Here is a 22,773-nt window from a genome sequence, read left to right as displayed (position 1 = left end):
ACAACTGCCTTTAACATCTGCAGGTTAAAATAGGAAAGAATTTATAACCACAACTCATCTATTGAGTCGTTGTTTGGGGGATGGATGAACGTAACATCTGCCGGCCCTGCGATTGTGCGCCGCGCCAAGATTGTGGGAACTCTCGGACCCGCATCGAATCACGAATCGACCTTTCGCGAGCTTGTTCGCGCCGGACTCGATGTGGCCCGCTTGAACTTTTCCCACGGCACGCATCCGGAAAAGCTCAAGCTGATCGAGATGGTGCGCAAGGTCGCGCACGAGGAGCAAAAACCGCTCTGTATCCTGGCCGACCTGCAGGGACCGAAAATCCGCACAGGCCGCCTCAAGAACCGCATCCCGGTTCAACTCAAAGCCGGCCAGCGCCTCACCATCACACCTCGCGACATTCCCGGAACCGCCGCTCTCATCAGCACAACATTCCCAACACTTGCAGAAAATCTCGAATCCGGAGCGCGCATCCTGCTCGCCGACGGCCTGATCGAGCTGCTCGTTGTGGAAGTGCCGGGCGAAGACGTGGACTGCGAAGTCATCAACGGCGGCATGCTGGGCGAAAACAAGGGCATCAACCTGCCGGGTATTCCCGTGCGCGTGCCATCGCTCACGGAAAAGGATGAGCGGGATCTTGAGTTCGCCATCAAGAACAACGTCGATGCCATTGCCGTCTCCTTTGTGCGCACGGCTGACGATGTCCGCCTGGTGAAGTACCGCATTAGCGCGCTTGGAGCCGACACATGGGTCATCGCCAAGCTTGAAAAACCGCAGGCCATCGACAATCTTGAAAGCATCCTCGAAGTATCGGACGGCGTGATGGTGGCCCGCGGCGACCTCGGCGTCGAGGTGCCGCCCGAGAAGGTGCCGGCGATCCAGAAATACGTTATTCGTACTGCCGCCAGTTACCGCAAGCCGGTCATTACCGCAACGCAGATGCTCGAATCGATGATCGAGAACCCGCGCCCCACGCGCGCCGAAGCGAGCGACGTGGCCAACGCCATCTATGACGGAACCGATGCCGTGATGCTTTCTGCAGAAAGCGCCGCCGGCAAGTATCCGGTCGAAGCGGTGAAGATGATGGCCAAGATCGTCATGGAAACCGAAGGGCAGAAACCCGTCGTGCCCGCGCACAATCATCAGCCGGTGCATACGCGACTCACCGTTGCCGAAACCATCTGCGAATCGATGGCCCACGCCGCCGAAGATCTGGACATTGCTGCAGTCGCCGTTTTCACCGAGACAGGGACGACCGCGCGGCAGCTTTCAAAGTACCGTCCCAGGTCGCCCATCTACGCTCTTTCGAGCGTCGAGCCGGTAATTAACCGCATGAACCTGCTCTGGGGAGTGCATCCTCTCAAATGTGCCAAGGCCCACACCACCGAGCAGATGGTCGACATCGCGGAGCAATTATTGGAAGAAGGCGGCTACGCCCGTCCGCAGGATATTCTCGGACTGGTTGCAGGCACGCGCACAAAGTCGGGCTCGACCAACTTCCTGCGCCTGCACGTGCTGGGCGACCGCATCACGGAATCCGTAAAGAAGAGCATGTCGAAGAACAAGGCATCAAAGCCCCAGGCGAAGAAAGCCGCGAAAGGGAAGACAAAAAAGGCAAGCTAGCGCAAATTAGTTCCCACCATAATCACTTATAAATTGTCATCCCGACCGGAGCGACCAAAGGGAGCGAAGCGGAGGGACCTGCAGTTCAAACACCCGCATTGTTACGGTCATCAGGTAGGCGAGGGCTTCAGCCCTCGCAATAACCCGCAAAAGCCCCAGCCCCTGAGGGTTTCAAGTCCTACTCATTCCGCAAAGCCACCATCGGTTCTACGCTCGCCGCGCGTTGCGCAGGAATCAGCGACGCCACCAAAGCCGCAAGGCCGAGCAGCAGCGTAGCCAGCATCAACATCACCGGGTCCCATGGCCTGACCGCGAAGAGCTGATCGCTCATCAGCTTGCCGGCCAGAATCGCCGCCGGAATACCCAGTGCCAGTCCGATGCCCACCTGCAGAAACGCGCCGCGCAGCACCATCTTCACTACATCCCGGCGATCTGCGCCCAGCGCCATGCGCACGCCAATCTCGTTCGTGCGCTGCTCCACGGTATAGGCCATCACTCCATAGAGCCCGATGGCTGCCAGCACCAGCCCCAGCACTCCGAACAGCGTCGTCAGGGTAGCGATCATGTTCTGCTGCTGGAAATCCGCGCTCACCACCTTGGCATATGGATCCACGCCGTAGATCACAAAGTTCGGATCGACCTTGGCCAGCGCATCGCGCACGCGCTTCTCCATATTTGGCTGGAAGCCCGGCGCCCAGATCACGATGTTGTACAGGAAGTGAGACCAGATCTCGCCGCTCTTGTAGGCCTGATCGTCGTAGCTGACTGTCTGTGCCTCAGGCACCCAGAACATCGGCCCGACCGGCTTCTTGTATTCGTAGGTCATGTACCGCATGTCCTTCACGACTCCGACAATTTCAAAGTTCGACGCATACTTGATCTTGTCCGGCCCGAAGTGCTGCCCGATCGGGTTCTGGTCTTTGAAGAACCTCTTGGCGAATGCTTCGTTGATCACCGCGATGTTTCGTGTAGATGCTGTGTCTGCCTCGGTAATGGACCGGCCCAGCATCATCTTTGCGCCCAGCGTTTCGAAGAACCCCGGCATCACCCGTGCCCAGCCTGCGCTTGTGTCTTCCTTGGCTCCGGGTTCCGGCCTGCCTTCAATGCGAATCCCATCGTTCCAGCTGTCGCCTGTCATCGGCGCATAGAGCGCCGGAGCCGTCATGCGCACACCGGGAATCTGTCGCAGCCGATCATCAATCTCGCGGAACATGGGCTCCATCTGCTCCGGCTTATAGTTGCTCAGCATTGGATTGATCCACGCAATATATCTGCCCTCAGTCTCAAATCCGAAATTCTGATGCTCCAGATTGCGCAGGCTCTTGCCCAGCAGAGCCGCTGCTGACAGAAGCACCAGCGACATGGCTGCCTGTGCGATCACCAGCGACTTCTGCGCCCAGGAGCGTCCGCCGCCCACCGAACGGTTTGCGCCGCGCAGTGCCTCCACCGGATCGGCATGCGACGTCACCCACGCCGGCGCAATCCCGAAAATGATTCCTGTCAGAACAGACACGCCCAGCGTAAAGAACAGCACCGGCCACGATGGCGTCGCGCTGACGGGCACATAGTTATTCGACCCGCCGATCTGGAAGGCCAGATACAGAATCAGCCTCGTCCCGGCATATGCCACAGCAACACCCAGCGCTCCGCCAATCATCGCCAGCATCACGCATTCCACCAGCGCCCTGCGCACCAGCCGCGAACGTGAAGCGCCCAGCGCCACGCGGACAGAAGTCTGCGCCCGGTCCTTCAGCCCACGCGCCAGCATCAGGTTCGCCAGATTCCCGCAGGCTACCAGCAGCACACACGCCGAGGCCACAAGCAGCAGCTTCAGCCCATCCTGATAGTCATCCCGCATCGAGGCCACGCCTGCGCCGCCGGGAACCAGATGAAGCGTCTGCTGCTGCCACAACTGTTTCTCGCCCGGCTCCATGTCCTGTACATGGCTGGCCAGCCAGTCGTGGAACTCCACCTTGAGCTTCGCTTCAAGAGACTTCGGATTCACGCCTGGGCGCACTCTTCCGAGCAGGTCGAGAAAATTACCGTTCGGTCTTTTGAGGCGCGCCGTATCTCCATCGATCAGCGGCTCTGTGGTCAGCGGAAGCCAGAAATCCGGCATGCCCCCGCCGGCCAGTTTCGCACCATAGAATCCGGGCGGAGCCACGCCGATCACGGTAAAAGGATGGCCGTTGATCTGATAGGTAGCGCCGGCCACCGAGGGATCGGAGCCATACTTCTCCTGCCAGATGTGGTAGCTCATCACCGCGACTGAGGGCGCGCCTTCCACGTCATCGGCGTCGGTCATCAGCCTGCCAATCCACGGCTGCACGCCCATTGTCTTGAAGAAATTTCCGGAGACGTATTCCCCGTTGCGCGTATCTACCGGCGCCTGCGAGCCCGCTCTCCGAACGCCGAGCGGCGCATTGCCTGCCTGCAGCGCGGCCAGCTCTGCGAACTCCGGAGTATGCGCGCGGAAGTTCTTGTATGCTTCCCACGAGAACAGCGCAAAATCGCCATCCTCACCCTGGACATACCCGCCCCAGTTGCAGCAGCGATCCTTGTCTCCAATCCGCCACAGCTCCTCCGGTTTGGCTACCGGCAGCGACTTCAGCATCACCTGATGCACAAGCGTAAAGATCGCCGTCGTCGCGCCGATCCCCAGCGCCAGTGTGATTACCGCTGTGATGGCAAATCCCGGCGCCTTCCTGAGTTGCCGCAGTGCGTCGCGCAGATCTGACAGCATAGGCCCCCAATCCCGTTTCCATCCGGTATTACGGAACTATGCCTTCCGCAGTTCCCGGATGCAAGGCCAAAGATCGGGGGCCCTTCAGAGGTTGTTGAAATAGTCCCTGTTTTGAAGGGGCACGACTTCAGTCGTGCCGTAAATGGCCTTCAATCAACGCGGCTTTAGCCGCCGAGGGATTGCTTTTTAAATCAAATGGACTTTCTTAGCAGCCTCCTTCATTCCCAGCTACTTGCCGCTCACCTTCAACAGAAGGACCCCATGCGAAGGAACCTGTGCCGAATACGATCCATCCGTAAACGCCACATCCTTGTGCTGCCACAGGTCGCGCGCCTTCTTCACCGGGCCTTTCAGCTGCAGGTCAGTTGCTGCGATCGTGGCCTTCGCTTCCGATCCGCCAAGGTTGACCACCCCGACCGCAACACTGCCGTCAGCCAGTGGCTTGACCCAGGTTTCAAGATCGCCGTTCTTCGCCGGAGAAGCCTGCTTGCCCAACTTGTCCTGATCGACGGCGATGACTTCCTTGTTCATCAGAATGTCCTTCGTCGCCGGCGTCATGTTGCGCAGGTCGTTGCCGGCAAGCAGGGGAGCGGCAGTCAGCGCCCACAGGCTCATGTGCGTGCGGTATTCATCGTCGGTCATGTGGCCGTTGCCGATCTCGAGCATGTCAGGATCGTTCCAGTGCCCGGGCCCGGCATAAGGAGCAGTGGGCACCTGTTCTTCGATGTTGCCCATCATGCTCGACCACTCATCGCGGATATCATCCGTCGTGCGCCACAGGTTCCCCGATACATCCGGTCCCCACTTCTCCACGTGGCCGCGGCCATATTCGCACAGGCTGTAGACGATCGGCCGTCCGGTTGCCTGCAGTGCTGCGCCCATCTTCTGGTAGACAGGCTGCAGCTGCGCGTCCTTATAGATTCCGCCGGCGCTGCACCAGTCATACTTCAGGTAATCGATGCCCCAGGCCGCGAACGTCTTCGCATCCTGATCTTCGTGTCCATAGCTTCCGGGATAACTGGCGCAGGTGCGCGGCCCGGGCGACGAGTAGATGCCGAGCTTCAGCCCTTTGGAATGCACGTAGTCAGCGAGCGCCTTCATGTCAGGAAATTTGCGATTGGACTGGATATTTCCCTGCGCATCGCGCACGCCTTCCCATGTGTCGTCGATGTTGATGTAGATGTAGCCGGCATCGCGCATGCCGCTGGAAACCATGGCGTCGGCCATCGTGCGGACAGTCTGGTCGTCAACCTTGTTCGCAAAAAGATTCCAGCTGTTCCAGCCCATCGGCGGCGTTTTTGCCAGGCCGTTATAAGAAACAGGTTTAAGCGCCGGCGGCTCGATATACTCGACGGTTGGCAGATCGTCTCCCGGTCCCGCAGCCTTGGCGACAAAAGGATGATGAGTGCCGCGGATCCCGTGGAGTTCGCCATTTACGAGATCGCCTGTAGCGAAAGGCTTCTCCGGATGCTCCTTGTTGAACAGCTCGAAGTGCGTGCCTTTCACTGTGCCGGTAACGTCCATCGAGTAGCCCAGCGTCTTGAAAGTTCCGGTCACATCGCTGCCGTTCTGCTGCAAATCGAGAATGGTCTTCTGCACCTCGCCGTTGTCGAGCGTATTTCCCGGCGCCGCCCACTTCCCGGCAATACTCGGCTGCCTGCATGCTGAGAGCAGCACGCAGAAGAACAGGACGGAAACGCATGTACAGACCAACCCCTTGCGGGACTTCATCACTACCTGATTCATTGTGTAATCGCTTTCAATCAGAGATATGTTTTTACTGTTTTTGATTTCGCGGAAAGTATATATTCCAGCCCTTTAGACTGCAACGCATATATACCGTAAGGCGGTGCGCTACTGCTGCGCATCACTTGACGTAGGTTGCGGACGCGCCTCAATAACGCGCATGGCGTCGTGATATTGTTCCTCCTGTTTATTCCGCAGAGCCGCAAAGCGCTTTGCCTGTTCGCTGCGGTGCGGATCGTTTGTCTGCGCATAGAGCCGCACCAGAGCGTAATTGGCTGTATAGTTATCGGGCTCAAGGTCTAAAGCGCGCTGCAGTTCGGCGGTGGCCTCGGGATATTGCTTCAGCGAAAGATACGCAGCACCCAGTTCAGCTGAAACTTCGGGCTGCCTGGGCTTGAGAGCAGCTGATTGGCGCAGTTGCGCAATCGCCTCGCTGTATCTGCCCTGCTGGTTGAGAGTGCGGCCGAGATAGTAACGGGCGGAAGCCGCAGTTTTCTCATCGGTCGTCGCCCTGGTGAGCCACGTGCTCGCGTTCTCAAAATCGTTGTTCTGAAAATATGCGATCCCGAAGGCAAGATCACCCGCCGCATCATTGGGCCGAAGCTCATGGTACCTGCGAAGGTAGGGCAAGGCATCCGCGCCCGAAGAAACAGTGCCCATCGTAAGAATGTAATCAGGGTTGTCCGGCGAGAGTTTTACGGCTTCTCCGATAGCAAGGCGCGCTTCGCGCAGCAGATTCATCTCCAGGCATACAAAGCCATACTCGTAAGCGAGCTCCGCATCTTTCGGGGCAAGCGATCGCGCATGCGCAAGGTAGCCAAGAGCGCCCTGCTTGTCATTCGTGGCCAGAGCAAGCCGCGCCAGGTCGACCAGCGTCGCCGTGGCTGATGTATCTGATGGACCCATTGCGTAGGCGCGCTCCAGCGTTGCCCGTGCTTCCTGCTGCTTGCCTTCCGCCTCCTGGGCAAGACCGAGCATGCGCAGGCCCGGCGCAGATAACGGCTGGCGCTCATTCGCTGCGGAAAGGAGCGTATCGAGAAGATCGGCGCGGTGCGCGGCGCGCAGCGCTGGCAGGGCAAGCATCACGTCGCTTTCAGACAGGTCAGGGCTCGCAGACATAGCCGCCGCAGCCTTTTCCGCTGCTTCCTTGTGGCCGAGGCCCAGTTCATCCGCGCACAGCACAGCCTGCACGCGCGCCTTCGCGCGCTCTTCTGCGCTCAGCTTGCCGAGGCTCGTGAGCGAGACCGCATATTCCCGCCGCCACATAGCCGCGGTACCTGCGCCATAAGCCGCTTCAGGATTCGCCGCATCGAGTGCGAGCACTCTCTGATACAGCCGGAGAGCTTCATCGGCGCTTTTTGCATCGTGATCTGCGGTTTGCATATCGATGCGCGCGAGATTCGAATATGCGCTGATCAACCTGGGACTATGAGCGACGGCATGGGCGAATGCCTGCTTTGCCGCTTCCGTGTGCCCGCTCTGAATCTCGACAACGCCAAGAAGATTTTCCAGTCCACCGTCATTCGGATAACGCTTCATCGCTGCATCGAGCGCTGCATACACGCCGCTCAGGTCGCCGCGTTCGATTTGCTGCTGAATGTCGAGGATCGTTGCCTGGTAGGAGGTCTGCTGCGCTTCCATAGCTTCTGCTCCAGCAAGCGTAAAGACCAGCAGACACCATTGGAAGAAGGAACGAAGCAAAAGGATCTCTCGTGGCCATAATAAACTGGGCCTATGTCGAGGTGGCACAGGAAGGTGATCGCCAGCGCTGCGCTTGTGCTTGCACTCGCATGTCGTGGAGACGCCCAAACACTGCCCGGCTCCCTGCTTGTGGACACTCTGGGATTGCAGCCGGCCCAGGCTGCAGCATTGCAGCAGGCGCTGGATGCGCGTGATTACATAAAAGCCGAAAGCATTCTGCTGCCGGAAATCGAGGCGGCGCATGAGGCCGCCTATAAAGACCGTCTGCTGCAGTTCGTGGGCGGAGTCTATTTCCTCAATCATGACGATCTGCATGCCGCCGTCGCGTGGAAAAAAGCGGAGAGCATTGCTCCGCTGCCTGCGCCTTTGCAGTTCTCGCTTGCCATGGCATACATACGCATGGGGCATCGCGACTGGGCGCGAACGGAACTGAAGGCGCTCGCCGCAGCGGACGCGGCCAACGCGCTTTATCCCTACTGGCTTGGACGCATCGACTACGATGCCCATGCCTATGAAGACGCCATCGCTGAGTTTCAAAAGGCCATTCAATTGGATCCCGGCATGGCGCGGGCCTACAACAATCTGGGCCTCTGCTATTTCTATCGAAACGAAAATACGATTGCGGTCGCGAACTTTGAAAAGTCGATCGCGCTCGATCCCGGCGTGGCATGGCCGCACATCAACCTTGCCGCCGCTTTGCAGGTTCTGGGACACCTGCCGGAAGCAGAGGCCAGTCTTCGCGACGCTATCCGGCTGGACCCGGCAATTGCTTCGGCGCACTTTGAGCTGGGCAATGTGCTCGACAACAAGGGAGACTCGCAGGCTGCAGTCAGCGAATACAGCAAGGCCGCGCAGCTCGATGCCCATTACGCGGAGCCGCACTTCGCGCTGGCGCGCATGTACCGCAAGCTGGGCAAGGCCGAACTCGCGCAGCAGGAGGTCCAGATATATCTGCGCCTTCACCATGCGTCGCAGGAATCACAGCAATAAGAAAAGCTGCTCAGTCCGGAACAGGCTGAGCAGCTCATATTTTTCTCCCCCTAGAACTCGATGCGCCCGGCGAACTGGATCGTTCGCGGATTGCTCACCGTTCCATTCCACGTGCCGAAGGAATTGCCGGAAGCGGCAACATCGGTCACGAAGGGAAGCGAAGGTCCATTGCCTTGCGAAACAAAGTAATGATTGTTGAATGCGTTGAAGAAGTTGGCCATGAACTTGAAGTTCACTCTCTCCGTGATCCTCGTGTTCTTGGTAAAGGCGATGTCGGTGTCCTGATAGCCCGGACCGTAGAGGTTTGAAACAGCGCTGCCGGTGCCGGTATTCCCAAATTGCGAGAAGTCCGTTTCAAAGGCTGTTGGATCGAGCAGCCGTCCATTGGTGTTCGGGTTGAAGCCGTTGCGGCTGTGAAGAAATGGCTTGTGGCCCGGCAGAACGCCCGGGATACAGGATTGGCGGAATGCAGGCACCAGGCTGCTGGTCGGGCATGAAGACGAGCTGAACCACAATGGCGTTCCGTACTCGTAGTGATAGAGCGGAGCCACCTGCCATCCGCCGACAAAAACATTCATCACGCCGCCCTGGTTCAGGAAACGCTTGTGGTAGCCGAACGGAAGATCGTAAACCACGGAGATCTGAGCGGTGATCGGAACATTGTCAGGCGCGAGCGCATAATCGCGCGTGGTGTTATTGAACGGCGAGAAGTCGCCGCTGTTCCCAATCCCATTGCCGCTGCTTGCCTGGGTGGTATACGAGGCATTGGTCATCAGTTTCGAATACGTGAACGAGCCCAGCACAAACAGGCCGTTCTTCGCGCGCCGGTTTACCCCGAGCTGCAGCGAGTGATAAGACGAAGTCGCATGCTGCTCATTCAGTCCCTGCAGTGTGCCGCAGAACTGCGGGTACGGCACCAGGGCCTGCGCCAGCGTTGGCGCGCAGCCTGTCATCTGCGTTTCCCAGCCCACATAAGGCGTGCTCACGCCATGAGCGGCGAAAGTGGCCGGACCATCCGGCGAGTCGTAGTTCGCCGCAAGGTCTGCACCCATGCTGGTAATCGCTTTGTCATTCGGGTTAAGTATGTTGAGGGGGCTGATCTGCGAAGGCAGATGGGTGCCCTGTGTGCCGACATAGGAAACCGTTGCCGTAAAGCTCTGTGGCAGCTGGCGCTCGATGGTCAGGTTCCACTGCGAGGAGTACGGCCTGCGGTTGCCGTCCAGCGGACGATAGAGCGAAGGCGTTTGTCCGTTGTCGAAGCTCGAAGAGATGTTTTTCGTTGGCCCCACCTGGTCGGGGCTGATGCCGCTGGCCAGATAGAGTGCCGGCACTTTGAGGTTGCCGAGCGACTTCTCATTCAGGGTAACGGTCTTGTTGAATCCGTCTTGGCTCATGCCGCCGGACCACCCCGGATAAAAAGCCTGTCCGAAGTAAATCCCGTAGCCTGCGCGGACGACTGTCTTTTCATTCACTGTGTAGGCAAAGCCAAGGCGAGGCGCGAAGCCTTTCTTGAACGGAATCTCAGGATAAGGAGCCCCATAGCTGGCGTCTCCGAATTTGTTGCCGGCAAAGGCAAGGCGGCCCTTCAGCTCGGTCCCGCCGGCAGTAACCGCGCCGGGATTCAGGCCATTCGGGTCAAAGAACGAAAGGTTGTTGTATTTCTCGCGGAAAGGCTGAATGTAATCCCAGCGCAGGCTGTAGTCGACCGTGAGCTTCGGCATAATGCGCCAGCTGTCGCCCACATGAACCGCCCATGCATCCTGCCGGGGATATTCAGCAAAGATGTTGTAGTAGGCCACGTTGGCAGAGGATACCGAGCCGAGATAGAAGCTGGCCGCGGCACTTCCCGGACAGGGAGCCGCAGCCGAACAGCCCTGGTTGCCGGTTGTATCCCCATTGAAGGTAAAGGTTCCTCCCTGGTTTGTGCCCAGGTGAATAGAAGTTCCAGCAAGGCGCCACTCGAAGCCCGCATTCAGTGTGTGCGATCCAATGATGCGCGTAAACACATCGTTGAAGGCCCAGGTGCCGCGGGTAGTCTTCGTTTGCCCCGGGTTCGGAGCTGCCGAGTTGCCGAGCTGAGTGTAGCCGCCGCCAAAGGAGAATTGCGGCAGGAACGATGTGTTCGCAACACCAGGAACTGTAGGCAGCTGGGCATGACCATTCAGCGCGTAATAGGCCTCGTTGCGGTTGAGATACCCGATGGTTGCGTGATTGGTCATGTTGCCGGAAAAGTTATGCTCCCAGTTCAGGCGCTGGATGTTGGCGTTCTCCGGGTTCGCAGGACTTGCTGTCGAAATATCCACCGGGAGATTGCTCTGCGTGTTCGTTCCCGAGCGCTGCCACCATGTTGTCCAGAAGAAGTGGTCCTTCGAGCCTACGTTCATGTCAACGCGGCCGAAGTAAACATTCTCATTCGCGGTCAGCGATCCCTGGCCCGCCTTGGGGATGAAGTAGTTATTGATTTCTCCGCTGTTGGTCGGCGTGGGCAGTGCGGCCATCCAGGCCGCAGCAACCGGGTCCTCATAAGCCGGATTGACCTGGTTGGGGACGCCGCCATAAGCGATGGGCTGTCCCGCATCGGCGCCGTACTTGGAAGGATCATTCGGGTAGTAAAGCTGGCTGCCCACTCCGCTGAAATTTCCATTGCGCGCCGCGAGCGAAGGAATGGACAGCGTGGCGGAATTGGCCCCGCCGGCTTCCTTGAAGCCTTCCCAGTTGAAGTAGAAGTAGCCCTTCAGAAACGACGAAGGGCCATGCATTCCGGGGATTGGAATCGGTCCGCCGACATTCGCGCCGAAGTCATTCTCCTTGTCCGCCGGCTTTCGCGAAGTGAGCGGAAGCCCCCATTGGCGCGCGTTCAACGCGTCGTTGCGTGCGTACTCGTATGCCGCGCCATGAAACTGGTCGCCGCCCGAGCGCGTGGCAATGATCAGCTGTCCGGACGTCGAATTGCCGTACTGTGCATCATAATTCGCCGTCAACACGTGGACTTCGCTGGTAATGTCGGGCGACATGCCGAAGTCCGTCTCCAGGCTCACCATGCCGCTCTGGTTCATGTAGCCTTCCATCGCGGTCGCGCCGTCTACCAGCGCCTCATCGCCGCTGACCAGTCCGCCATTGATGCGCGTGTTGTATGCGTTGCCGCTTGCGCCGGTGCTTACGCCAGGCAGCATATCGGCAACTGTCACCGAAGAGCGCGGCGCGCCGGAAACCGTCAGCGGAAAGTCCTGCAGCGTTTCCGGAGCGATGCCGCCGCCAACCGTCGGATCAACATAGTTGATCTGCGAAGCCTCGCCGGTGACCGTCACATTTTCCGCGACATTTCCAATCGGGAGCTGTACGTTGACGCGCGCCTGCTGCGTGGCAGCTAGCTCGATCCCTTTCTGCGTGACTGACTGGAAACCATTGGCCTTGGCAAACAGGTCGTACTTGCCCGGCGGAACGTTGGTGAAGTTGAACTCGCCTGCATCGTTGGCAGTGAAGTTGATCTTGAATTGTGTGACCTCGTTGGAGAGCGTCAGCGTTGCACCAGGTACAGCAGCCCCGTTCGGGTCTGTGACCGTGCCCGTCAACGAAGCGTTTGTGTCCTGACCGAAACCGTGTCCGGCCGCTACCAGACACAATAAAATGCACAGCAGCCACTGGACTGCAGACGAACCCCTATCCTGCATGTGTCTCTCAACCTCGTAAATTTTTCTTAGTTTCTTTGTCTTGCAAAGATCTGGAAACGGTTACATTTACCGTGCTTTGGAACTGCTAATTGAAAACCGGTTCCAACGGTAAAATGCGGACTCAGGAATTGTCAACCAGCAGCCCATCACTGTTCGCTATACTTTGGCTCTATGTCTAAGACCTTCTCTCTTCGTCGCCTGCTGACGAGCCTCTGCCTCGGCGGAATCATTGCCGTGAGCGCTGCCGCGCAAACACTGCTCGTAGTCAATCAGGGCGACAGCAACCTGAGCCTCGTTGACGCAGCATCGGCCACACAGGTGGCAACCGTAGCTGAGAACACTCCCGGAGTCCACGGCCACGAGATTGCCGTTTCGAGCGATGGGCGAATTGCATATATGCCGATTTACGGCAGCACCGGAGTAGGGAAGCCGGGCATCGACGGCCACCAGATGCTCATCATCGACGTGCCATCAAAAAAGATCATCGGCAACATCGACTTCGGCCATGGAGTGCGCCCGCACCAGCCCGTGCTTGATCCCGCGCGCGGCGTGCTCTACGTCACCACCGAGCTCGACAAATCCGTGACTATCATCGATCCACACACGCGCAAGATCATCGGCGCCATCCCCACCGGACAGGAAGAGTCGCACATGCTCGTCCTCTCCCACGATGGCCGCTTCGGTTACACGGCAAACGTCGGTCCGGGCACAGTCTCCATGCTGGACATGACGGGCCGCAAGACCCTCGCCGTCGTCCCTGTCTCCGGTATGGTGCAGCGCATCTCCATCTCCAATGACGACAAGCTGGTCTTCACCTCCGACCAGACCAGACCTCAGCTCGCCGTGATCGATACAGCAACAAAAAAAGTGAAGACATGGGTCCCGCTGCCCGGTACAGGCTACGGCACAGCTCCCACTCCCGATGGCCGCTGGCTTCTCGTCGCCGTCCCTTCGAAGAACCAGGTGGCTGTAGTCGATCTGAACAATATGACCGTAGCGCGCAGCATCGACGTCCCCAGCACACCGCAGGAGATTCTTATCCCTCGCGGCAGCAAGGTAGCCTATGTCTCATGCAACTCCAGCGGAAAGGTGGCCGCCGTCGACCTGGATCACTGGAATGTCAAGAAGCTGATCACCGCAGGCAAAATGGCCGACGGTCTCGGCTGGGCCGAGTGACTTTTCATCTGGGAGCGGATTAGGTTTTGGGACAGATTTGTTTTGGTGTGTATTCGCTTTTAGGGTAGAAGCACCGGCCTTTCAGCGGTGCTGAAAAAATCCTGGTTTTGAAGGGGCCACGACTTCAGTCGTGCCGTAAATAGCCTTAAATCAGCGCGGCTTTAGCCGCCGAGGGATTGCTTTTGAACTGCAATGGATTTTTCAGTATCCCGGTGAATAAAGTGCTTCAGCCTCGACGCGGATGATATCGTCCTGTCAACCATTCCGAAAGTAACATTTTGCTGTAAATTACTGGTTCCAAGTGATATTCGTTGAAACGAACAATGACATTATATTTCCCCTTTTCCTGATATCCTGAAAGTAGGAACGAAATAAACAGAAACCCGCCTTCATGGCGGGTTTTATATTGCCTGGAATCAGGACTTTGCATGGAACTATCTTGTTTTCAATACTTTGTCGCCTTTAAAATAGAAGGAGCTTGTTTTCAAAGACTTAGCACCTCTCCCCAGGGAGAGGAGATCATCCTTGTGATGGCGCGGTAATGGCGCGACAGAGGTTTGGCATCCGCGAAGAGCGGATGCATTGCCTGGACGGCCAGTCCCTACTGGATCGCGGCGAGAACAGCAACGATGACCACGCCCAGCCCCATCAGCAGGCTCATTCTGTCGGTCACAGCAAAGATCACCGGATCTTCATTCATCTCGCCGCGTGAGGCCAGCAGCCAGACACGGCTTACCCATAGCAGCATCAACGGAACAATCAGCCACATCCTCACCGGGTGGGCATAGAGCTCCTGGATATTGCTTCCGCTGATGTAGAGCGCAAACACAACCACCGCCGCATACGCGCTGGCCGTGCCGAAGCTGCGCAGCTGTTCGATATCGGCCACGAGGTAGCCGCGCCCATTGGACGGAGCAAGCCCGCGCTCGCGCAGGTTCTGCAGCTCGCTGAAGCGCTTCACCATGGCCAGGCTGAAGAAGAAAAACACTGAGAAGGCTGCGAGCCAGGTCGAGATGCCCGTATCCGTAGCCGAGCCGCCCGCGAGTATGCGCAGCGTGTAGAGCCCTGAGAGCAGGATCACATCGAGCAGGACGACACGTTTCAGAGCGAGCGAATAACTCAGCGTCGTGACCAGATAGGCCGCGAGCCATCCCACAAATGCTCCGGGAAGCAACAGCGCGCCTCCGAAACCGGCAGCGAGGCAAAGCAGGCTGATCGCCACTCCGGTCGTGGCCTGCAGATCGCCGGCAGCAAAAGGCCGGAAGCGTTTTCGCGGGTGCCTGCGGTCAGCCTCGATATCCAGAAGGTCATTGATGATGTACGTGGCAGAAGCGCAAAGACTGAAGCAGAGAAACGCGAGCAGCGCATCCAGAATGAGCTGCAGCCGCAAAGCATGGGCCAGCAGCACCGGCAGAAAGATCAGCACATTTTTTGCCCACTGGTGCAGCCGGATAGCTCTCAGGAAAGTCTTCATCCGCGGCATGCGGTCTTCAAAGCTGCGGCTGATCTTGATGCCGCGCGCGCGGACCAGCCCCTTGAGCGAAGCGTGAGGATTGGCCAGCATCGCTTCGCCCGCATGCTCGAGCAGAGGCAGGTCGGGGCGGGCATTGCCGATGTAGTCGAAGCCCATCTCCCCGAACTCCGCGCCCAGTCCGTTCAGCTTATTGCTTCCCGTAAGGTTGGTGCGCCCATCGCTGGCCAGCACGCCGTCAAAGATTCCCAGATGCGCGGCAATGCGCTCTGCGAGCTTCCCATCCGCGCCGGTTGCCAGAAAAATCCGTCGCCCCTGCCCGCGCTCCTGCTCCAGGTACTCAAGCAGCGGACGGTTATAAGGCAGATGCGCCACATCGAGCGAAACCACGGAGCTGACCTCTGCCTTGAGTGCTGCCTTCCCGCCCATCACCCAGCGAAAGGTCTTGAACACGCTCAGCGGATGCGTGCGCACCAGCACGAGCAATGAATCGAGCAGCGTATCGCTCTTGACCAGCGTCCCATCCAGATCAACACACAGGGGCCGCTGCACCGCTGCCTGTGCCGCTACATCGAGTTGTGCCTGGTTCAACAAAACGTTACTTACTTCTAAAACTCCAGTCTACTGTCCGCGCACCCCGCCTGAAAATTACAAAAATACCAGCCTGCCGCATGGAACATCCTCTGCGAAACCGCTGTGCTCTTTGCGTCCTCTGTGGTGAAAAGCTTTTGGTACCTACCGCGCATGTCGAAAGAAAGGATAAAGCGCCCAGAAAGCAATCCCGAAGGCCAAAGCAAGTGCCAACAGCAGCAAAGCCAGCATGGCCCCCCATGACAGCCCGCCCTTCTGGCTCAATGTGCATTCTCCGCCCGGTCCGCAAGCAGGACAGGAATCCCATCCTCAATCGGATACTTGCGGCCACACTGCGCGCATCCCAGGCGGCTCCCGTCCAAAGCCAGCTTGCCATGGCACACAGGGCAGACAAACATCGCCAGCAGCTCCGGAGAAACAATCGTCTCAGTCATAACAACAGTGTACGCATCCTTTACCATGAAACAGTGATGACGACACCACGCATACTCGACGGAAACGCCATTGCCTCCCAGATCAAAACCGAAGTTGCCGCCGAGGTCCAGCGGCTGGCCGCTCAGGGCATTCGTCCCGGACTGGCCGCGGTGCTCGTAGGCCATGTGCCTGCTTCTGAGATTTACGTCCGCAACAAAGTCCGCACCAGTGAGCAGCTCGGCATCTACTCCGACCTCATTACTCCGCCCGAAACCATCACCACCGAAGAAATGCTCGAGCTGGTCGCAAAGCTCAATGCCCGCGACGACATCGACGGCATCCTCATCCAGCTGCCGCTGCCGAAGCAGGTAAACGCCAAGCTGCTGCTCGAAGCCGTCTCTCCAGCAAAAGACGTGGACGGCTTCCATCCCGTCAACGTAGGCCGCCTGCAAAGCGGACAGTCCGCGCTTGCCCCCTGCACTCCCGCAGGCATGATCGAGATGCTCAAGCGCAGCGACCTGCCCATCTCCGGCCAGAATGCTGTGGTCATTGGCCGCAGCGACATTGTCGGCAAGCCCATCTCCATCCTGCTCCTGCACGAAAACGCGACGGTCACCATCTGCCACAGCAAAACGCGCGATCTCCCAGGCTTCACCCGCAACGCCGACATCCTCGTCGCCGCCATCGGCCGCCCCGGCTACGTCACTCCGGAGATGGTCAAGCCCGGATCGACCATTCTCGACGTGGGCATCAACCGCATCACCACGCGCGAAGAGTTCGACAAGTATTTCGCCGGAAACAAGAAGCGCGAAGAAACATTCCTCCTCAAAGGATCGACCATCGTCGGCGACGTGCACCCGGAAGCCTTCAAGCTCGCCGGCGCCTACACACCCGTCCCCGGAGGAGTCGGCCCCCTCACCATCGCCATGCTCATGGCGAACACCGTGCGTGCCGCAAAACTGCGTCGTGGGCTTACAGTCTAGAAATGCTGCGCGTAGGCCTCACCGGCGGGTTAGGTAGCGGCAAGACCACCGTGGCGCAGATGTTCGCAGCGCGCGGCGTGCATGTCATCTCCGCCGATGAGGTAGGCCGCCGTCTCATGCAGCCTGGCGAGGAGGTCTACCGGCAGATCGTCGGGCACTTTGGCCCGGAAGTCGTTCAGCCCGACGGCGCGCTCGACCGGAAAAAGCTGGCCCAGCTCGCCTTCCGGCAGGGCCGCCTCGACGAGTTGAACCGCATCGTCCATCCGCCGGTCATCGCCGCGCAGGAAAAATGGGCGGAGGAAATCTTCGCCCGCGATCCCAACGCCATCGCCATGATCGAATCCGCCCTGATCTTTGAGGCCGGAGCCTCGGGCAGCGTTCCTGGATGGCGCGACCGCTTCGACCGCATCATCCTCGTGACTGCTCCCGACGAGTTGAAAATCAAGCGTTTCCTCGCGCGCACTGACGCTGCAAAAGACCCCGATCAACGAAAAGTCATCGAAGAAGACGCCCGCGCCCGGCTCGCAGCACAAATCCCTGACAAAAAAAAAATTCCGCTCAGCGATTTCATCATCGACAACAGCGAAGACCTCGCCGGTACCGAACGTCAGGTCGAAGAAGTTCTCGCCCAACTCCACCAGCCCCCAAACCGCTAAAATTGATAAAAGCATGTTTCATAGTGCTTAGGTAGAAACACTGTAAGAATTCTTCCAGCCCTGCACCGCAGGGCCAGGTAGAAGCACCGGCCTTCAGGCCGGTGAAGAAACAGTTAGACCAGGAGGGGCTTTAGCCCCGGGCTGTCCTGAAATAACCTATGAAATACGCTCTTGCCTGCATCCATGCATACAGGCTGGAAACGGACGAATCACTATGATCTTTCGCAGGATTATCCTGGTGCTCTTGCTGGTCTTCGGCTTCTGGTACTTCATCAACCACGGCCTGCCAGTCGATCAGATGTTTTCCCGCTCCGGCATTGCGCCGCTGCACTTGACCGAAGCTCACGCCGCACCCGCCTATGACGCCGAAGAGCTGAACAACATCGGCGTCTATAAGAAGGTGCTGCCGTCGGTGGTCAACATCACTGCCACTTCCCAGGCGTTCAACTTCTTCTATGGACTGGTTCCCCAGCAGGGCCAGGGCTCGGGCTTCATCCTGTCATCAGAAGGCCAGATTCTCACCAACTTTCACGTCATCGCCAACGGAAATACCCGCGTGCAGCGCGGAACGCAGGTCGACGTCACCACTTATGACAAGCACCACTACAAAGCCACCATCGTCGCTACCGACGCGCATCACGATCTCGCCATGCTGCAGATTAAGGGCGGCAACAACCTTGTTCCCGCAGTACTGGCTGACTCCCGCAACCTTGTCGTCGGCCAGAAGGTCTACGCCATCGGCAATCCCTTTGGATTGAACGGCACCATGACCACAGGCATCATCAGCGCGTTGCGTTCCATCCGCGGGCCCGGGGGCGACCCCATTGAGAACGCTATCCAGACCGATGCTGCCATCAACCCCGGCAACTCCGGCGGACCGTTGCTCAACTCGCGCGGCGAGGTCATCGGCATCACCTCGCTCATCGCTACCAATCCCAATGAAGGCGTCGAACAGAGCGCCGGCATCGGCTTTGCCATCCCCATCGATACCGCAAAAGCCGTTCTCAGCGACTTCCAGCGCTATGGCCGCGTGCGCCGCCCGGTACTTGGTGTTGAGACTCTGCCGATTGGCCCGGATCTCGCCCAGCAGATAGGCCTCGCCGCCGAATACGGCCTCCTGATACAGCGCGTTGCCCCGGGAAGCCCTGCGGAACGCGCCGGACTGCGCGCCGGCAACGAGGCAGCCTACCTCAATAACACACAGATCAATCTCGGCGGCGACCTCATCGTGGCTATTGACGGTCAGCAGGTCTCGAGCAAAGAAGACCTTTCCGACATCATGGACCACCACCAGGTTGGAGACTCTGTGACCGTGACCTACATCCGCGGACGCCGCAAGCTGACCGCCCGCGTCACCCTGGGCGAAGCCGGAGACCGCGCCGCCTGATCTGCAGTCCCTGATTTTGTAGTCCCCTGATTTTCTAACAATGACACCCGCATCCCAGCTCGATATCTCCGGCATCCGCATTCTCGACGGCGGCCTGGCGTCAGAGCTCGAGCGCCGCGGATGCGACATCAGCGGCCCACTCTGGTCCGCTCACGTGCTCGAAGACAACCCAGAGATCATCGAAGCCGTCCACCTCAGCTATCTCGAAGCCGGAGCTGACTGCATCCTCACCGCCAGCTATCAGGTCTCCGCCAAAGGCTACGCCGAACTAGGAAACGCGAAGACGAAAACCAGGGTGGGTGGAACCGACACGGAACCCAAAACATGGGTGCCCCAGGTTCGCGAAGCTAACCTGGGAGGTTCGCAGAACGAAAATGCGAGCACAAAAGCAGAAGAAGCCCTCCGTCAATCTATCAACTTAGCTCTTTCCGCCCGAAAAAAATACAACAACCAATCCCCCCGACCCATCTGGATTGGAGCCTCCCTGGGCCCCTACGGAGCAGCCCTGCACAACGGAGCTGAATACCACGGCAACTACGACCTGAGTTCCACGGATCTAGTCAGCTTCCACTCCGAGCGCCTGGCAGTCATCGAAACAACCCAGGCCGATTTCGTCGCCTTCGAGACAATCCCGTCCATCGAAGAAGCCAAAGCCATCATTGAAGCTCTGCATCAGCACCCATCGGTCCAGGGCTGGATCTCCTTCACCTGCAGGGACGCTGAGCACGTCGCTCACGGAGAAAAACTCACCCAGTGCGCAGAGTTCCTGGACAAGGAAAAACAGGTCATCGCCATCGGCATCAACTGCACCCTTCCGAAGTTCATCACTCCGCTCATTGGCGAACTGAAGCAGTCCACAAGCAAGCCCATCGTCGTCTATCCCAACTCCGGAGAAGGCTGGGACGCCGAACATCGCCGCTGGACGGGAACCTCCGATGCCGCCGAGTTCGGCCAGTTAGCCCGGGAGTGGCCCGCCGCTGGAGCACAGATCATCGGCGGTTGCTGCCGCACCACCCCGGACCACATTCGCGCCATCCGCAAAGCTCTGACGTAAGCCGGGACAAAACCTGAGTGCCCCACAGCCTGCCCTGAGCGAAGCCGAATGGGTTCGCGTAGCTAACGTGGGAGGTTCACAGGACGCCGGAGCACGCAGTACATCTATCGAATCCGCGCAGTCCCATGCGACAATAGATGTGTATCCGCCATGAAATCAGAACCGCTCCCAGCAGCCATCACCCCCGAGCTTCTGGCTCAGCACAGTATTACCCCTGAGGAATACGACCGCATCGTCGCTGCTCTGGGACGCACCCCCAGCCTCACCGAACTGGGCATCTACTCCGTCATGTGGAGCGAGCACTGCTCCTACAAGTCCTCGCGCGTGCACCTGAAGCGCCTGCCCACCAAAAGTGACCGCGTCGTCCAGGGTCCAGGCGAAAATGCCGGCATCATCGACGTAGGCGACGGATGGGCTTGCGCCTTCAAAATCGAGTCGCATAACCACCCCTCTTACATCGAGCCGTTTCAGGGCGCGGCCACCGGCGTCGGCGGCATCCTGCGCGACATCTTCACCATGGGCGCGCGCCCCTTTGCCGTCATGGACTCGCTGCGTTTCGGTCCCATCGCCGAAGAAAAAGACACATCGCAGGAGCTCGCACATAAGAATCACTCCATCGTCGAAGGCGTAGTCCACGGCATTGCCGGATACGGAAACTGTTTCGGCGTCCCCAATCTGGGCGGCGAAACCCGCTTCGAGGAGTGCTACTCCGGCAACCCGCTGGTGAATGCCTTTGCCCTCGGCCTCGTCCGCCGCGATGAAATCTTCTACGCCAAGGCCACCGGCGTCGGCAATCCGGTGATCTACGTCGGAGCCAAGACCGGCCGCGACGGCATCCACGGCGCCACCATGGCCAGCGAAGAGTTCAAGGAAGGTTCCGAGCAGAAGCGCCCCAACGTGCAGGTCGGCGATCCCTTCATGGAAAAGCTTCTTCTTGAAGCCTGCCTCGAAGCCATGAAGACCGGCGCCATCGTCGGCATTCAGGACATGGGTGCTGCGGGCCTCACTTCTTCCAGTTGCGAGATGGGAGCGCGCGGCGGTGTCGGTCTCGAAATGAATCTGGACTACATTCCGCAGCGCGAAACCGGCATGACCGCCTACGAAATGATGCTCAGCGAATCGCAGGAGCGCATGCTGCTTGTCGCCGACAAGGGCCGCGAGCAGGAAGTGCTTGATGTCTTCACCAAATGGGGACTCGACGCCGTCATCGTCGGCACCGTCATCCCCGAGCCGCGCCTGCGCATCCTGCATCACGGCAAGCTCATGGCCGACATTCCCAACCAGTCGCTTACCGACGATGCACCCGTCTACCACCGCCCCGTCGGCGAATGGAAAGCGCCCGTCCCGGCTGAGCCCACACGGAGCGCTCTAGAAAAGCTGAATTACGAAGACAAGGTCTCGACCCGCGACCATACCGAAGACCTGCGCAAGCTGCTCGCATCTTCGAACATCTGCTCCAAGCGCTGGGTACACGAACAATACGATTCGATGGTGCAGACCAACACTGTGCAGGGCCCGGGCGGCGAAGGCGGCGTGATGCGCATCAAGGGGACGAAGCGCGGCCTCGCCATGTCCCTCGACGGCAACGGACGCTGGTGTTATCTCAACCCGAAACTCGGCGCAAAGCACGCAGTAGCCGAAGCCGCGCGCAAGGTAGCCTGTACCGGAGCGACACCCATCGCCGCCACCAACTGCCTCAACTTCGGCAATCCGGAAAAGCCGGAGATCATGGCGCAGCTTTCCGCCGCCATCGATGGCATCTCCGAGGCCTGCATCGCTCTCGGCACGCCCATCACCGGCGGCAACGTCTCCCTCTACAATGAAACGCGCGGCGAAGGCATTTACCCCACGCCGGTTCTCGGAATCGTCGGCATCCTCGAAGACGTCACCAGAACCGTGCCTTCTGCTTTCCGCAAAGAAGGCGACGCCATTCTGCTCCTCGCAGCCGCGAAATTGCCGCCCATCGAAGAGCGCCTGCGCGAATTCGGTTCATCCGAATACGCCAAGACCGTACTCGGCGAGATATGGGGAACGCCGCCCGCGCTCGACCTCAGTGCCGAAGCCACTCTGCACAAGTGTCTGGCTGAGCTGGCTGATGTCGGCCTGCTTCACTCCGCAGGCGACATATCCGATGGCGGCATCGCCGTCGCCCTGTCCGAAGGCGCCTTCGGAAATAATATCGGCGTGAATGCCTATCTCGAAGAGACCTCCGACCTGCCCCCTGCATGGGCGCTGTTCAGCGAAACCGCAACCCAGGCCATCTTGACCTGCAACATGTCCGCGGTCGATAAGATCAAGACCATCGTGAAGAAGTATCCCGGGCTCCTCGTCGAAAACATCGGCGAAACCACAAAAGACGATGATTTCCGCATTCAGATCAACGGCAAAACAGTGATTGACGAAACCGTCCCCGGACTGCAGCATGTATGGGCTGGCGCACTCGAAGCCAGGCTCTACGATGAGGTGTCTGCGTGAACCAGCGCCATCTCCTGATCGAAGGCATCCTCGAAATCTCTGATTTGTCATCCCGGCCGGAGCGCAGCGGAGCGGAGCGACCCGCA

At 58.9% G+C, this 22,773-nt stretch carries 14 protein-coding genes; 8 read left to right on the top strand and 6 right to left on the bottom strand.

The genetic code is table 11. From position 1 onward, the window contains the following. The first annotated feature begins 84 nt into the window (after positions 1-84). The gene (pyk, locus tag AC5S16_RS07255) at positions 85-1,629 is read left to right on the top strand and encodes a pyruvate kinase (protein ID WP_493929373.1); all 1,545 of its coding nucleotides are present in this window, start codon (positions 85-87) and stop codon (positions 1,627-1,629) included. A gap of 178 nt (positions 1,630-1,807) precedes the next feature. On the opposite strand, the gene AC5S16_RS07250 is transcribed toward pyk, so the two are convergent. From AC5S16_RS07250 to AC5S16_RS07240, 3 genes are all read right to left on the bottom strand, one after another. Continuing rightward, a complete protein-coding gene (locus AC5S16_RS07250) occupies positions 1,808-4,372 on the bottom strand; it encodes an ABC transporter permease (RefSeq protein WP_493929372.1) in 2,565 nt (854 codons plus the stop codon). A 228-nt stretch (positions 4,373-4,600) separates the two neighbouring features. Beyond that, the gene (locus AC5S16_RS07245; protein ID WP_493929371.1) at positions 4,601-6,103 is read right to left on the bottom strand and encodes a glycoside hydrolase family 27 protein; all 1,503 of its coding nucleotides are present in this window, start codon (positions 6,101-6,103) and stop codon (positions 4,601-4,603) included. A gap of 123 nt (positions 6,104-6,226) precedes the next feature. Further along, the gene (locus AC5S16_RS07240; RefSeq protein ID WP_493929370.1) at positions 6,227-7,819 is read right to left on the bottom strand and encodes a tetratricopeptide repeat protein; all 1,593 of its coding nucleotides are present in this window, start codon (positions 7,817-7,819) and stop codon (positions 6,227-6,229) included. 54 nt (positions 7,820-7,873) lie between these two features. Here AC5S16_RS07240 and AC5S16_RS07235 point away from each other — a divergent pair, with 54 nt between their 5' ends. After that, entirely contained in the window at positions 7,874-8,809 is a 936-nt protein-coding gene (locus AC5S16_RS07235; protein WP_493929369.1) for a tetratricopeptide repeat protein, read from the top strand. Positions 8,810-8,859: 50 nt separating this feature from the next. On the opposite strand, the gene AC5S16_RS07230 is transcribed toward AC5S16_RS07235, so the two are convergent. Continuing rightward, positions 8,860-12,480, bottom strand: coding sequence for a carboxypeptidase-like regulatory domain-containing protein (locus tag AC5S16_RS07230; protein WP_493929368.1), 3,621 nt, complete (start codon positions 12,478-12,480; stop codon positions 8,860-8,862). 171 nt (positions 12,481-12,651) lie between these two features. Here AC5S16_RS07230 and AC5S16_RS07225 point away from each other — a divergent pair, with 171 nt between their 5' ends. Continuing rightward, complete coding sequence (locus tag AC5S16_RS07225; protein WP_493929367.1) at positions 12,652-13,656, top strand: cytochrome D1 domain-containing protein; 1,005 nt, start codon at positions 12,652-12,654, stop codon at positions 13,654-13,656. 601 nt (positions 13,657-14,257) lie between these two features. Here the strand turns inward: AC5S16_RS07225 and AC5S16_RS07220 are convergent. Further along, complete coding sequence (locus tag AC5S16_RS07220; RefSeq protein ID WP_493929366.1) at positions 14,258-15,718, bottom strand: UbiA family prenyltransferase; 1,461 nt, start codon at positions 15,716-15,718, stop codon at positions 14,258-14,260. A gap of 260 nt (positions 15,719-15,978) precedes the next feature. After that, on the bottom strand, positions 15,979-16,152 hold the full coding sequence (locus tag AC5S16_RS07215; protein ID WP_493929365.1) for a Trm112 family protein: 174 nt from the start codon (positions 16,150-16,152) through the stop codon (positions 15,979-15,981). A 36-nt stretch (positions 16,153-16,188) separates the two neighbouring features. On the opposite strand from AC5S16_RS07215, the gene AC5S16_RS07210 reads away from it, so the two are divergent. From AC5S16_RS07210 to purL, 5 genes are all read left to right on the top strand, one after another. Then, complete coding sequence (locus tag AC5S16_RS07210) at positions 16,189-17,115, top strand: bifunctional 5,10-methylenetetrahydrofolate dehydrogenase/5,10-methenyltetrahydrofolate cyclohydrolase (protein WP_493929364.1); 927 nt, start codon at positions 16,189-16,191, stop codon at positions 17,113-17,115. A gap of 2 nt (positions 17,116-17,117) precedes the next feature. Then, entirely contained in the window at positions 17,118-17,771 is a 654-nt protein-coding gene (gene coaE, locus AC5S16_RS07205) for a dephospho-CoA kinase (protein ID WP_493929363.1), read from the top strand. 214 nt (positions 17,772-17,985) lie between these two features. After that, entirely contained in the window at positions 17,986-19,158 is a 1,173-nt protein-coding gene (locus AC5S16_RS07200) for a S1C family serine protease (protein ID WP_493929362.1), read from the top strand. Between the two features lie 40 nt (positions 19,159-19,198). Beyond that, the gene (gene mmuM / locus AC5S16_RS07195) at positions 19,199-20,212 is read left to right on the top strand and encodes a homocysteine S-methyltransferase (RefSeq protein ID WP_493929361.1); all 1,014 of its coding nucleotides are present in this window, start codon (positions 19,199-19,201) and stop codon (positions 20,210-20,212) included. A 150-nt stretch (positions 20,213-20,362) separates the two neighbouring features. Next, the gene (gene purL / locus AC5S16_RS07190) at positions 20,363-22,687 is read left to right on the top strand and encodes a phosphoribosylformylglycinamidine synthase subunit PurL (protein ID WP_493929360.1); all 2,325 of its coding nucleotides are present in this window, start codon (positions 20,363-20,365) and stop codon (positions 22,685-22,687) included. Positions 22,688-22,773 lie beyond the last annotated feature (86 nt).

The sequence above is a fragment of the Acidobacterium sp. FHG110202_01 genome, assembly GCF_059115305.1.
This window is presented reverse-complemented; position numbering and strand designations above follow the sequence as displayed.

Excerpts from the sequence above, each read along its gene's own strand:
- pyk (WP_493929373.1), top strand. The coding sequence starts at position 85 with ATGAACGTAACATCTGCCGGCCCTGCGATTGTGCGCCGCGCCAAGATT.
- AC5S16_RS07230 (WP_493929368.1), bottom strand. The coding sequence starts at position 12,480 with ATGCAGGATAGGGGTTCGTCTGCAGTCCAGTGGCTGCTGTGCATTTTA.
- AC5S16_RS07245 (WP_493929371.1), bottom strand. The coding sequence starts at position 6,103 with ATGAAGTCCCGCAAGGGGTTGGTCTGTACATGCGTTTCCGTCCTGTTC.
- AC5S16_RS07250 (WP_493929372.1), bottom strand. The coding sequence starts at position 4,372 with ATGCTGTCAGATCTGCGCGACGCACTGCGGCAACTCAGGAAGGCGCCG.
- AC5S16_RS07210 (WP_493929364.1), top strand. The coding sequence starts at position 16,189 with ATGACGACACCACGCATACTCGACGGAAACGCCATTGCCTCCCAGATC.
- mmuM (WP_493929361.1), top strand. The coding sequence starts at position 19,199 with ATGACACCCGCATCCCAGCTCGATATCTCCGGCATCCGCATTCTCGAC.
- AC5S16_RS07200 (WP_493929362.1), top strand. The coding sequence starts at position 17,986 with ATGATCTTTCGCAGGATTATCCTGGTGCTCTTGCTGGTCTTCGGCTTC.
- AC5S16_RS07215 (WP_493929365.1), bottom strand. The coding sequence starts at position 16,152 with ATGACTGAGACGATTGTTTCTCCGGAGCTGCTGGCGATGTTTGTCTGC.
- AC5S16_RS07225 (WP_493929367.1), top strand. The coding sequence starts at position 12,652 with ATGTCTAAGACCTTCTCTCTTCGTCGCCTGCTGACGAGCCTCTGCCTC.
- purL (WP_493929360.1), top strand. The coding sequence starts at position 20,363 with ATGAAATCAGAACCGCTCCCAGCAGCCATCACCCCCGAGCTTCTGGCT.
- coaE (WP_493929363.1), top strand. The coding sequence starts at position 17,118 with ATGCTGCGCGTAGGCCTCACCGGCGGGTTAGGTAGCGGCAAGACCACC.